General features: G+C 61.9%; 10 protein-coding genes. 5 read left to right on the forward strand and 5 right to left on the reverse strand.

Annotated elements, in window-relative coordinates:
* The first annotated feature begins 125 nt into the window (after nucleotides 1-125).
* Together cysE and ACWUKX_RS08860 are read left to right on the forward strand one after the other, a co-directional pair.
* Nucleotides 126-974 (forward strand): serine O-acetyltransferase, encoded by an 849-nt coding sequence (cysE, locus tag ACWUKX_RS08855; protein WP_455848054.1) that lies wholly within the window; start codon nucleotides 126-128, stop codon nucleotides 972-974.
* Between the two features lie 150 nt (nucleotides 975-1,124).
* Nucleotides 1,125-1,328, forward strand: a complete 204-nt coding sequence (locus ACWUKX_RS08860; protein ID WP_013531334.1) for a DUF3126 family protein — start codon at nucleotides 1,125-1,127, stop codon at nucleotides 1,326-1,328.
* A gap of 119 nt (nucleotides 1,329-1,447) precedes the next feature.
* On the opposite strand, the gene ACWUKX_RS08865 is transcribed toward ACWUKX_RS08860, so the two are convergent.
* Complete coding sequence (locus tag ACWUKX_RS08865; RefSeq protein ID WP_456005822.1) at nucleotides 1,448-2,179, reverse strand: hypothetical protein; 732 nt, start codon at nucleotides 2,177-2,179, stop codon at nucleotides 1,448-1,450.
* Nucleotides 2,180-2,305: 126 nt separating this feature from the next.
* Here ACWUKX_RS08865 and ACWUKX_RS08870 point away from each other — a divergent pair, with 126 nt between their 5' ends.
* Nucleotides 2,306-2,638 carry a DUF6949 family protein gene (locus ACWUKX_RS08870; RefSeq protein ID WP_456005824.1) on the forward strand — a complete coding sequence of 111 codons (333 nt, stop codon included), beginning with the start codon at nucleotides 2,306-2,308 and terminating at the stop codon, nucleotides 2,636-2,638.
* A 31-nt stretch (nucleotides 2,639-2,669) separates the two neighbouring features.
* A complete protein-coding gene (locus tag ACWUKX_RS08875) occupies nucleotides 2,670-3,197 on the forward strand; it encodes a gamma carbonic anhydrase family protein (protein WP_456005827.1) in 528 nt (175 codons plus the stop codon).
* A 54-nt stretch (nucleotides 3,198-3,251) separates the two neighbouring features.
* Here the strand turns inward: ACWUKX_RS08875 and ACWUKX_RS08880 are convergent, their stop codons facing one another.
* Both ACWUKX_RS08880 and ACWUKX_RS08885 read right to left on the reverse strand, forming a co-directional pair.
* Entirely contained in the window at nucleotides 3,252-3,878 is a 627-nt protein-coding gene (locus ACWUKX_RS08880; protein ID WP_456005830.1) for an ankyrin repeat domain-containing protein, read from the reverse strand.
* Between the two features lie 56 nt (nucleotides 3,879-3,934).
* A complete protein-coding gene (locus tag ACWUKX_RS08885) occupies nucleotides 3,935-4,177 on the reverse strand; it encodes a DUF1127 domain-containing protein (RefSeq protein ID WP_456005833.1) in 243 nt (80 codons plus the stop codon).
* A 174-nt stretch (nucleotides 4,178-4,351) separates the two neighbouring features.
* Between ACWUKX_RS08885 and ACWUKX_RS08890 the strand changes: the two genes are divergently transcribed.
* On the forward strand, nucleotides 4,352-6,364 hold the full coding sequence (locus ACWUKX_RS08890) for a BTAD domain-containing putative transcriptional regulator (protein WP_456005835.1): 2,013 nt from the start codon (nucleotides 4,352-4,354) through the stop codon (nucleotides 6,362-6,364).
* A gap of 137 nt (nucleotides 6,365-6,501) precedes the next feature.
* Here the strand turns inward: ACWUKX_RS08890 and ACWUKX_RS08895 are convergent, their stop codons facing one another.
* Together ACWUKX_RS08895 and ACWUKX_RS08900 are read right to left on the reverse strand one after the other, a co-directional pair.
* The gene (locus ACWUKX_RS08895) at nucleotides 6,502-11,193 is read right to left on the reverse strand and encodes an alpha/beta fold hydrolase (RefSeq protein WP_456005838.1); all 4,692 of its coding nucleotides are present in this window, start codon (nucleotides 11,191-11,193) and stop codon (nucleotides 6,502-6,504) included.
* A 397-nt stretch (nucleotides 11,194-11,590) separates the two neighbouring features.
* Nucleotides 11,591-12,037: a MaoC family dehydratase gene (locus tag ACWUKX_RS08900; RefSeq protein WP_456005841.1), complete on the reverse strand. Its 447-nt coding sequence runs from the start codon at nucleotides 12,035-12,037 to the stop codon at nucleotides 11,591-11,593.
* Nucleotides 12,038-12,046 lie beyond the last annotated feature (9 nt).

Raw genomic sequence — 12,046 nt, forward strand, 5'->3', positions numbered from 1 at the left:
AACGACATGCTCAAAATAGGCACTTAATGCGCATCGCCTGAATCACTTCGATCGCGATTCGCATTATGCGGCCGGAGAATAGGCAAGTCGCCAAGCCGAAGACATTAGATGGCCGGAGATCATTGATGAATAGTGTTACGATTGCCCGCCCGACCATGGTGAAGCCGATCGACCCGATCTGGCGCTCGATCCGCGATGAAGCGATGGAGGCGGTCAACCGCGATCCGCTGCTGGCGGCGTTCCTCTATTCGACCATCCTCAACCAGGAAAGCCTCGAGGAAGCGGTCATTCATCGGCTGGCCGAGCGGCTCGCCCATCAGGATATCGGTTCCGATCTCATCCGCCAGACATTCAAGGCGATGGCAGCCGACGACATGGACTGGTCGTCGACGGTGCGTGTCGACATCCAGGCCTATTACGATCGCGATCCGGCCTGCGACCGCTTCATCATGCCGGTGCTCTATTTCAAGGGCTTTCATGCCATCCAGACCCACCGGCTGGCACATTGGCTGTGGAACCAGGGCCGCCAGGATTTCGCTCTCTACCTGCAGAGCCGGTCGTCCTCGGTGTTCCAGACCGACATCAATCCGGCCGCCCGCATCGGCAAGGGCATCTTCCTCGACCACGCCACCGGCCTCGTCGTCGGCCAGACGGCGGTGATCGAGGACGACGTGTCGATCCTGCACGGGGTGACGCTGGGCGGCACCGGCAAGGCCGGCGGCGACCGCCATCCAAAAATCCGCTACGGCGTGCTGATCGGCGCCGGCGCCAAGATCCTCGGCAACATCGAAGTCGGCCATTGCTCGAAGATCGCGGCAGGCTCGGTAGTGCTGTCGCCGGTGCCGCACAACAAGACGGTTGCTGGCGTGCCGGCCCGCGTCGTCGGTGAGACCGGCTGCGACCAGCCTTCGCGGCAGATGGACCAGCTTTTGCCGTCGCAGTCGATGGACCACGTCGTCAGCTTCGATATCTGATTTTAAGTCCGCGGGGCGGGCAATCGAACTCCGTTTGCCGGCTCCGCCGCCTGTCGGTTCTCGCATATCCGGTCGGCTCGCCTTTACATCGCCATTGTCGACGTGCCAGAAGCGCGCTCAAACGAGCAGACCGACGATCGGAGAAGACTTTTGAAGCCGGACGAAATCAGAAAGCTGGACGCCTATTTCAAGCGCGTCTTCCAGAACCCCAAGCTTGAAGTGAAGGCGCGGCCGCGCAAGGACGATTCGGCCGAGGTCTATGTCGGCGACGAATTCCTCGGCATCGTCTTCAAGGACGAGGACGACGGCGACTATAATTTCTCGATGGCGATCCTCGACATCGATCTGGCCTGAGTCGGGGGTTCTCGGTTACCGGTAGGCGCCGTTATCCCTGGCGGAGAAGGGGCGCCAATCTCCGCCGTTTGCGATTTGCCCCCAAAGCGCGTCGCATAATCCCTTCAGACACAATGCAATTAGCGCCCTGCCTTCAGCATACGCGCAGCCTCGGCGGCGATGGCTGCATCGAGCGCCTGCCAGTTCCCCAGAAATTCAATGGGAAAGCGGTAGCTGAGGCTGAGACTGTCGCCGACCAGAATGTCGCGTTCGCAGGGCGCCAGCGACTGCGCAGCATTCGGGCCGCTCAGGCAGCGGGCCACGAACGGGTCCTTGCCCCGGCGATTGGCGACCGCCAGCACCTCGTTGAAATAGCCTGATTTTTCGGTGAAGCCGTAGAGCGTGGTGCCGCCCGGGCCGGGCGTGCCGGGCTGGACGATCAGTGCGCTGTAGATCGGCGCGAAGCGGCCGCTCATCTCACGCGACATTATCTGCCGTTCGAACGATAGGAAAATGATGTCCTTGCTTGATCCGGTATGGTTGAAATCGTTGCGGGCGGCTTCGCTGTAGCCGTCCATCTCGGGATAGCGCAGATAGAGGTCGAGCCGCGAGGCGATGCCGTCGCGCCGGGCCTGGTCGAAGCGGATGACATTGGCCGGCACCGCGATCACGTTGTTGCCGATCACCACTTCGTGGATTGTCGTGTCGTCGGTGTATCCGGCCATTGCGATCGAGCGGCCGAACCATTTGCCGCCAAGGCTGATCGTCACCGAAAGCATTGCCAGCGCCGCGAACACGTAGAACACCCGCTTCATCAGCTTGGAATCGACGACGGTAAGTTGCGGACCGTTGGCGGTGGCTGCCTGCTTCATCGCGATCCCCAATTTTCGGCCGCCTGTCCCAAGATGTCCTTAGGCGACACACGTGGCGCGGCACGGGTCTTGCAGCGGCGCCTGTCGAACACGACTGTGCGATTTCATGGTAAATGGAAGGTAAAGATGGGTCCGGTCGAACACACACTCTTTGCTTTTATGGTTGGGCTGACGGCGTGCGGCCTGGCCGGATCGGCTATGGAGCTGATATCAGGCCGCCGGCTTGCCTTCGTCGAGCCCTATGTGTCGCCGGCGCATGTGCTGCGCTCGCTCGCCGCGACGGCCTGCGCCGGGCCCCTGATGTTCGCCAACGAGGCCCTCCACGCCTGGCGGCAAGGCCGCATTTCCGCCCCGGCGCTGATCTCTTGCGGTTGCACCGCGACGGTCTGGGCGTTGGCGTTGGGCGTCGTGCTGATCGACATTGCATCCCGAGCGGGCATTCTCCTAGGGTTTGGCTGATTTTTCCCGTGAGACGATTCGGAGGCGAAAAATGCCGCTCTATGCGATCGACGGAAAGGCGCCCGATTTCGAGGACGCGGACAGCAATTGGATCGCGCCCGACGCGACATTGATCGGCGATGTCAGGGTCGGCCGCAATGCAGGCTTCTGGTTCGGCGTCGTCATCCGCGGCGACAACGAGCCGATCGTTATCGGCGCTGATACCAATGTGCAGGAGCACACGGTCATGCATACCGACGTCGGTTTTCCCCTGACCATCGGGCAAGGCTGCACGATCGGCCACCGGGCCTTGCTGCATGGCTGCGCGATCGGCGACAACAGTCTGATCGGCATGGGTGCCATCGTGCTGAACGGCGCAAAAATAGGCAAGAACTCGCTGGTCGGCGCCGGCGCGCTGGTCACCGAAGGCAAGGAATTCCCCGACAATTCGCTGATCATCGGCTCGCCCGCGCGTTTGGTGCGAGTGCTGGACGATGCCGCGGTCGCAATGTTGCGCGATTCGGCCGCGCACTACGTCGCCAACGGCAAACGCTTCAAAGCGGGACTGACGAAGACCTGAGGCCAGCCTTGGTCAAATCTTCGGCTATATGGTTCACCGGCATCGTCGCCCAACTCACCGTCCATTGGAGCCGCGCCTGGTCATTGCATCGCGCAGCAACGAAGCGCCGGCTTCAAAGCCGGCATTGTCGGCGTCCTCGAGGGCTGTCATATAGTCGTCGATGCGGGTTTCGAGCGATGGGTCGGCGCCCGCCGCCAACAGCAGGCGGATGGCATCGACGCTACGGCTGGCGACCGCATAGTGAAGCGGCGTCCAGTCGTTTACGCCCCGCATGTTCAGGTCTGCGCCACCATCGATCAGGATTCGGACGATTTCCAGTCTGTCAGCCCGGTCGGCGGAGAGTGCCGCAATGATTGCCGGAAAACCGCCGTGGTGGTGATAGTTCGGGTCCGAGCCCGCATCCAGTAAGGTCGAGATGAAAGCGGCGGGGCTCCAATAGATCGCATACTCCAGTGGATGCCCAAGGCCGAGTTCAAAGGGCATCTGCTCGTCGAACCAGCCGGGTGAGCCGCCGAGAGCCACACCGAGGGCCTCGAAGTCGCCCGCCTTGAACGCGTCGTCGATGGCCTTGAACAGGCGGTGGTGCTCGCATCGATCTTCCGGGATTTCCAACATCGCAGCGATCCGGAGGTTGAATTGGCAGCCATATTGCTCCCATCTCCCGCTGCCTGAAAGCCTCATGGGCGGATTGCGATTGGAGAGCAGGTCGATAGCTTTGCGCAGCCGTACGCCGAACTTTATCGCATCGACATCAATTTCGTGATCAGACCTGCCTTGATGTCGAGTGCGGGGCGATGGGCCTCCGGATGACCGATGTCGTCCAGCTGATCGGGCGTCAAGTCGGCTAGTGCCCTGCGTCTTGCGACGGTCCGTCGCCATCCCCTGAAGGCGGCGATTATTAGTGCTATGCTTTTCCTGCTAGATCCAAACAGGCGTTTTTTCGACGCGCTGCGGTCGGCGCGAGTTTCCGTATGAGCCATTTCTAGTCTCCCAATTCGAGATTTGCGGCTGGGAGCGTGCCACGCGGGTGTTTTCGGGCTGTTCGGCTGAGCGTGAAAAAAACGGAAATGTCCGATGAGCTGCCGTTAAATCGGTGTTAAATCCAACTACCGAAATGCTATTCTGCCGCGGCGGTCAAAGTCTGGAGACCATCTGTGCGCATCAGGTTGCTTGGCGGCCTCGAGGTTACTTCCCTGGAGCGCCGGCCCGTCCGCTTCGCCACGCGCAAGACTTCGCTGCTTTTTGCTGCCCTGGTCCTTGCCGGCCGCCGCGGCCATCGTCGCGAGCAGCTTTCCGAAGCCTTTTGGCCGGGACGAAGCAATGGCCAGGCGCGCAACAGTTTGCGGCAAGCACTGGTCGACATCCGGCGCTCATTCCCGACCAGCAAAGATGCCGCCGTCTACATCGACGGGGATCACGAAGCCGTCGCGCTGATTACCGGCCCGGATGAAGCGGACATTTCGATCTTCGACCGGAAACTGGAGGAGGGCCGGGCGACCGATCTCGCCTTCGCCGCCGACCTCTACCGCGGTGGGGTGCTCGCAGGGGAAGCCATTCCTGAGGAACTGGATGAGTGGTTTGGACCCTATCTGAACAGGTATCAGCGCAAGGCGCTGCAGTTGGTGGATCGGCTGAGCCTCGCGCTGCCCATACCCGGCTCTGCGGAAGAGACAGCCTGCGAAGGGCTGGCAGAGAGGTTGCTCGCTTCAGATCCTACCGCGGAGGCCGCCCATCGGGCGCTGATCCGGATCCACGCGCATCGCGGTCACGAAAACGCGGCCTTGCGCCAGTTCGAGCTTTGTCGAACTGCCCTGAAAAAGCAGCTGGATGCGGAGCCGGAGGCGCAGACAAGCTCACTGGCGGCTTCTCTGCAGTCCCGCGAACGAACTGGACATCAGCGGCCGGGGCCAAGCTCTGGCGTCGCGGCGCCGGCGCAAATGCGGGCAGTCCCAGCGAGACACGACGACCAGCCATCAATTGCAGTGCTGCCATTCCAGAATCTAAGCGGTGATGTCGAGCAGGAATATTTTGCCGACGGTATGGTGGAAGACATCGTCACCGCCCTGGCTCACTTCCGCCATCTGTTCGTAGTCGCTCGGAATTCGAGTTTTACCTACAAGGGACGGTCCATAGACATAAAGCAGGTCGGGCGTGAGCTGGGCGTGCGCTATGTGGTCGAGGGAAGTGTGCGCCGGGCGGGTGACCGCCTGCGCATCGCCGGGCAGCTCATCGACACCTCGACGGGAGCCTACCTCTGGGCCGATCGTTTTGACGGAACGCTCGCCGAGGTGTTCGATCTGCAGGACCAGGTCGCCTTGAGCATAGTCGGCGCAATCACCCCGAAGGTGGAGGAGGCTGAGATCGAGCGTGCCAAGCGCAAGCCGACAGAAAGCCTCGACGCTTACGACTACTATCTCCGCGGGCTGGCGGCCTTCGACCGGACGATCACTAGTAGATCGGCCATTGACGATGCCTTGCGCCTCTTCATGAAAGCGATCGACCGTGACCCGGAGTTCGCGATAGCCCATGCGCGGGCGGCGCGGTGCTACGCCACTCGAAAGAGCAATGGCTGGATGGTCGACCGCGCGGAAGAGATTGCCGAGGCTACTCGACTGGCCAGGAGAGCGGTCGAACTCGGATGGGATGATGCAATTGCGCTTTCCTACGGCGGATACGTCCTCGGCTACGTAAGCGGCGACCTTGATGACAGTGCGGCTTGCATCGATCGCGCGCTCGCTCTCAACCCGAACTTGGCGGCTGCTTTGGGCGTCAGCAGCTGGGTGAGGGCTTGCTTGGGCGAGCCAGGCAAGGCCGTCGAGCACGCCGCGCTTGCGATGCGCCTAAGCCCATTGGATCCACGCCTGTTCGCTTGGCAGTTCAACACCGGGCTCGCTCATTTTTGTGCCGGCCACTACGATGACGCTGTCGCGTGGGCGGGAAAGTCGCTGCGGCACCAGCCGAACTACGTGAGCGCGATGCGTGTAGTGGCGGCGGGTCATGCCCTTGCGGGGCGCCTATCGGAAGCGCAGCAAATGATGGCCCGGATCTGCGAGTTCGATCCGCTGCTGCGGCTTTCGAATCTCGCCGAGGTGCTGCCGCCGTTTTATCGACCGGACGATCGCAGCAGATATATCGAAGGCCTTCGCAAGGCGGGCCTGCCGGACTAACGCGGTATCACCGTGAAGCGAGGCATGTCGGCTTCACCGACGCATACTGGATTTCGAAAACCTAGCGTAGCCGGATGCTTATTCAGCCGCAGTGGCGGCGGCGCGGTTTCTGGGCACGCGTCACGTAGCCACGTTGGCTAGAAGAACTCACGCGCCGCCCGCGCATCCTGGCTGTCGTCGAGCTTACCGACAAGCTCGCCGTGAGGCGCGATAAATTCACGCGCTTTCTCGACATCTCCAAGGCTTCGAAGACAGCGAGCGAGTTCCACAGCGATACGCAGTTGGCCAATCGCGGAACGCTGCAAGGTAGCGACGTTCGCAGCCTTGTGGAGCATCTTCTCGATCTCGTCAGGTCCGCCACCGCTCTTTTCGCGGATACAGGCTTCGATCCTAAGTACTTCGGCGAGCTGGAAATAGGTTCCGTTGTAGCGGCCGAGCTCGAGGGCAGCTTCAACCGACTTGCGAGCGCTGTCCAGCCTGCCGCTGTCGCCCAGCGCTTCGGCGTAAAGGCCTATCAGATAGGGCAGCCCCATTTCAGCGCCGGTCCGGCGAATGGCAGATATAGCTTCCTCCATGCCGCGCAGGCCGGCCCCCCGTTCCCCAAGCCGGAATTGCCCCCATCCAACCTGGAACGCGGCTTGGCCGACAAGGAGCGGCAACTGGAACTTCTCTGCTATCTGCAACTCGCTTTCCGCCGCCCGAAGCGCGGCCTCAGGCTCCCCCGCGAACATATGGAGGTAGCTGGTCCCCCAATACGCAAGCGCCATGCTCAGCGGATGCTCGAAACGTCCGGCGAGCCCGGTTGCGTCTTCGCACCGTAGCCTTGCCTTATCCGGCTCGCCGGCCAGCCAGGCTGACAATCCTGAGAAGCAGCGGCAGCAGACGCCCGGGTCATGACCGGAGTACTTGTACGTCAGATAATGATCGCGGTCGGGGTCGTAGAGGCCGATGGCGCGTTCCGCATGGTTCTGGGCCGCCGCGGTCTCCCCAAGGAAGAAATTGTTTGTCCAGAACATGTGCTCGGTCTCGATCGCGAGACCGGGATCGCTGTCGTCCTTAGCCATGCCAGCCCATCGGCAGGCCAGTTCCTGCGCCGCTGCCGGCTTACCGCTAAGCATGTAGTATTGGGCTCTCCCGCGCAGCGCCGTGAACAGACGCGCCTGGTCGCCGATCTTACCGCAAAGTTCCTCGGCGCGCTCGAACGCGGCGAGCACTTCGGTCGCACCCCAGCCACGAGCCGCCATGAGGGCCACGCCCCTCGCGAGCTGGAACTCGATCTCTTGCTCATCGGCGTCGGCGACATCGTTGCTCCTCAGCAGCCTGACCCCAAGGTCCAGCTGCTCAAGTGCACTGACGTGCGCCGACCGCTTGATCGCCTTGCGAGCCGAGATCAGAAGATAGCCGACGGCTTCGACCCAGAGGTGAGCCTGTTGCGCGTGTCTGGCCAGGCGTTCGCTGTGCTCCTCAAGCCGGTCCGCGTAATGGGCCTTCAATTCGGCAAGCGCAGTCCTGTGGAGCTCAATGAGCGCCGACGATACGATACGTCCTGACACAGCAGTTCGGATGAGGACGTGCTTGAAGCGGACGAAAGCCTCGGGAAAAACCTGAAGCTCCACTAGGAGATCGGCCTTCTTCAAATTCTGGAGGGCGGCATCGAAGCGCAGGCTCGACAGCGTCGCCATCCTTCGTAGCAAGGGCACCGGAATCTCTCCGCCGAAGATCGAGGCGACCTCGGCTACCCGCTTCGAATCCTTGTCGAGACGTTCGAAGCGAGCGTCGACGATCGTCTGGATACTCGCCGAAACGACGATCTCGTCGACCTCGCCAGAAGGCCGGTAGCGGCCCGGCTGCCCTTCCAGCTTGCCGGTCTCGGCGAGAGCGCGGACGGTCTCTTCCAGGAACAATGCATTGCCTTTGCACGCATCCCCGACTGCACCGCGGAGCTGCGCCAGCTCAGGGTCCCTGCCGACCAAGTAGTCAAGAAATGCTGCTGCTTCGGCCGTATTGAACGCCGGCAGGCGGATTTCGGAAGGTCCTGCAGCGGCGAAGGCACCGCGATCGTATTCGGGTCGACAGGTCAGGATAAGCAGGCAGCGGACAGTGGGCAGTGCCTGCGCCAGCCGCACCAGGACCCCCTCACTCTCGGCGTCTATCCAATGAAGGTCCTCGACCAGGAGAACGACGGGCTTCCTGCGGCCAAGGAAGAGCAGAAGCCCAACCGCTGCTTCCTGCATGCGCCGGGATCTCTCCTGGCCAGAAATGATAGCCCAGTTCGGATCCTGAACGGACAGTTCCATGACTGCCATGATCGGATCGAGGAGCCGCTCATCGAAGCCTTGCGCGCTTTGCGCGGCCAGTATCTTTTCGATTGCGATTGGCGGCGCTTCGGTGTCGCCCACGCCGAACAGGGTTTGCAGCAGCTTCCGAATTACGACGAAGCCGCTGCGCAGGTCCGTTTCGAGCGCGCCGACCTCCAGATTCTCAGCATCATCGTGAGGGATGGCCCCAACGAATTCATGCGTGACACGCGACTTGCCGTGACCGGGATCGCCGACCACGAAAACCGTCTGACCTTCGCCGTCGAATACGTCATGCCAGGCCTTGTTCAGAATCTGCAGCTGCATCTCGCGGCCGACGAACGGCGACAGCTGCGTTTCGGCGCGCAACTGCCAGCGCGAGCGGCCCCGCCTGATCTCGATCACTTCAAAGAGCCGCTGGTTCTTCGGGTATTCCGACAGAAGTGGCGCTGCCAGCGCTTCCATACTGACGAAGCCGCCAGCCGATGCCCGGGTCCTGGCGGTTGCCACCACGAGATCGCGCCCCAACGCCTGGCTCAGCGTATGGGCCACGGACACCGGCCCGCCGCGCACCTCCAAAGCCCCGTCACGTGCCGGGCTGACGATCACGACGCCTGTGTCCAGGGCAGCACGAACGCCGGTCATCCAATCGCCATGGCGCAGCGCGAGCTCGCGCAGCGCGAGTGCGGTCCGGCAGGCAAGTGCAGCATGTCCTTCGAGCGGCTCAGGCGCGCCAAACGACGCGACGAGCTCGTTCTCGGAAATCGTCAGAACCGTTCCTCCGTTGTCGCGCACGAGTGCGGTGGCCTGCATAAGGAAGGGATCGACCCGCTCCAGCGCGACATCGGGAGGCAGGTTCTCCATCACCGGTTCGGCGTATTGGAAATCGGCGCACAGGATCGTTGCCTGTCGCCGGGTCCTCGGGTCGACCGCAACGACCGTTTGCGCCTGAAGCGCCTTGTTGGCAAATGCCGACGCCTCGAGAATGAAGTTGCGGAACGCGGGTTCCTCGGCAAGAAGGATGTGATTGGCGCTTTCCAGTTCGACGAAGCGGACACCAGTTATCGATCTGGCGAGCTCCAAACCTTCCGAGAAAGGCGCGACCCGGTCGCCGTTGGCATGCAGGACGAGCGCTGGCACATGCAGCCGTTCAAGCGATCGCGATATGTCAATGTCGGCAAAGACATAGCTCAACCGCATCGCGTTTTCCGGCGTGAGTGTCCGGCGCTGCAGCTCATTGAACCAATCCATCTGCACGCGATTGGCGCCCGGTATAAACAGGTTGGTGAACATTTGGCGGAACAATGGGTCGTCCTGACCCCAGCCCTGGCGCATCAACGCCGAGATTGCTTCGCGTCTGACGATCTCCGCCGCATTTCCGCGCGCTCGCCATCCACGAACATATCCCCCCCAAATCAAGAGACCCGCGACCTTCTCGGGATGGCGAATGGCGTATTCGACGGAGAGAGCACAGCCTTGCGATATTCCAAGGAGGACGAAACGGTCGAGGCCCACGGCCCCTACGACGCATTCGAGATCGTCGACGAATGCATCGAAAGACACATCCTCACAGACTGTGTCGGAAAGGCCGTTCAGGCGCCCGTCGTAGCGTACAAGCGTGAAGCCGCTGGACAGGCCGTCGATCCAATGTCCCCAAACCGGGCTTTCCCAATCGAAGTCGAGATGGGACATCCAGTGCGAGGCACGCACGATCGCTGGCCCGGATCCGCTGATGACATAGGCGATCCGGGTGCCATCGCGGGCATTGACGTAGCGTATCTGCTGCTTACCTGACGAAACCTTCGTCGAAGGCGACGGGACGGGTTCGGGCACAGGCCCCGTCAGCGGAGGTTCGGGGGCCGGCCGGCTAACAGGTCCAGCCGTCGTGCCACTTCGGATCGGGGCAGCGGCGACAGTCAGTCGAGCCTGATCGTTAATGCGGGCGATCTCGTCTGCCAGATCATTGTCCGGAAGAAGTGACTGCAGCGTGTGCAGGTGGGGAAGCGCCCGCTCAGGCTCGTCGCCCAGGCGATCGATCAGGGCGCGTAGCGCCTTCAGGTGCAGAATCTCGGTCTCGTTCGAACAATAGACGCGCCAAGCCTCGAACGCCTGGCAGCGCGGCAGATAGAGGTCCGACAAGAACGGGCCGGCGAAAGCCGCAGCGATCGCTTCCAGACGCTCTGTAGGCAGCAAACCAACCGCATCGGCCGACAGGCCCCTGATCAGATCGTAGTCGAGCCAGATCGATCCCGGCTTCAGTTGGACCACGTTGCGATCGGCCGCAAGCCGGGTCTCGCCGTCGGCGTTTAAGATCTGGCGCAGCTTCGAAAGGCTCCAACGCAGCGCGCCCCGAGGATCATCAGGGACGTCCCAGAACATCTCACAAAGCCACTCGCGGCGCTGCTGCTTTTGCTGCACGGCCAGATAGGCGAGTAACGCCCGCGTCTTGCGCGATTGCGTTAGGGCCACAGGCTCGCCGTCACGGCGAACCGTGAGGTCGCCAAAGACCCTTACTTCGAAGGCCGAGCTCAATCCGGTTGTCCTAACCGTATGGTCGGCCTTACATTAGCGACGAAGCATTTCGGTTCGCAACACCCAAACCGATGCCGGACATGTCTCCACGCCCGCCATCGCATTTGACCCGTACTCCGTCAACGGACCTCAGCCCTGCGAGCGATCTCGCAAAGGCGTCTGAAGTTAACCACCCGGTCGAGGTGCTCCCGGACTGCCTCGAGCGGCGGACCTTTGCGGATGTCTTTCCACAGAGTGGATGTCGGGGTTGCATAGATACCGAATGAGATGTTCATAAAGTTGGCTCCTTGGTTTGCAGCGGACCATTCCGCTAAGTTCCTCGAACATGCGTTCTGCCCGTTGGAGACAGCGTGTGGGAGAGCATGGAAATGCGGAGCCGCCCGGCAGCCTATGGCGGCTAATCGAGCGGCACAGTGTAGGTTGTTGCCGTGCCGGACAGGCAAATCTCGCCTGCCGAGTTTGCGACGCTGGTTGACAGCGTGCTGATCGGCTTGTCTTCCCGCACGCTAAGCACCTCCGCGCGTGCGACGATCTCCTCGCCGATACCGACGGCCTTGAGGAACTTCCACTCGACGCCAAGAAAGACGCTGCCGGGTCCCGGTAAGTCCTCGGCCACCAGAGCATTGAGAAGGCCGGAAGTGACACCGCCCTGAACTATGAGACGGCCGAAGACGGTTCGGGCGGATAGGACATCATCGTAGTGGAGTGGGTTTCTGTCGCCGGTCATGTCGCTGAACGCAATGATGTCGCTAGCCCGAGTGATGCGCCTTCGCTCTGCACTGGCCCTGACTTCCGGTTGTCCGAACCGGACTCCGGACCATCCGGCTCGTATGGTCGTTTGCATAGCCTTGCT

This window comes from Mesorhizobium sp. f-mel (assembly GCF_053850215.1).

Coding starts and splice junctions, on each gene's coding strand:
- ACWUKX_RS08870 (WP_456005824.1), top strand. CDS start 2,306: ATGGGTCCGGTCGAACACACACTCTTTGCTTTTATGGTTGGGCTGACG.
- cysE (WP_455848054.1), top strand. CDS start 126: ATGAATAGTGTTACGATTGCCCGCCCGACCATGGTGAAGCCGATCGAC.
- ACWUKX_RS08865 (WP_456005822.1), bottom strand. CDS start 2,179: ATGAAGCAGGCAGCCACCGCCAACGGTCCGCAACTTACCGTCGTCGAT.
- ACWUKX_RS08900 (WP_456005841.1), bottom strand. CDS start 12,037: ATGCAAACGACCATACGAGCCGGATGGTCCGGAGTCCGGTTCGGACAA.
- ACWUKX_RS08885 (WP_456005833.1), bottom strand. CDS start 4,177: ATGGCTCATACGGAAACTCGCGCCGACCGCAGCGCGTCGAAAAAACGC.
- ACWUKX_RS08880 (WP_456005830.1), bottom strand. CDS start 3,878: ATGAGGCTTTCAGGCAGCGGGAGATGGGAGCAATATGGCTGCCAATTC.
- ACWUKX_RS08875 (WP_456005827.1), top strand. CDS start 2,670: ATGCCGCTCTATGCGATCGACGGAAAGGCGCCCGATTTCGAGGACGCG.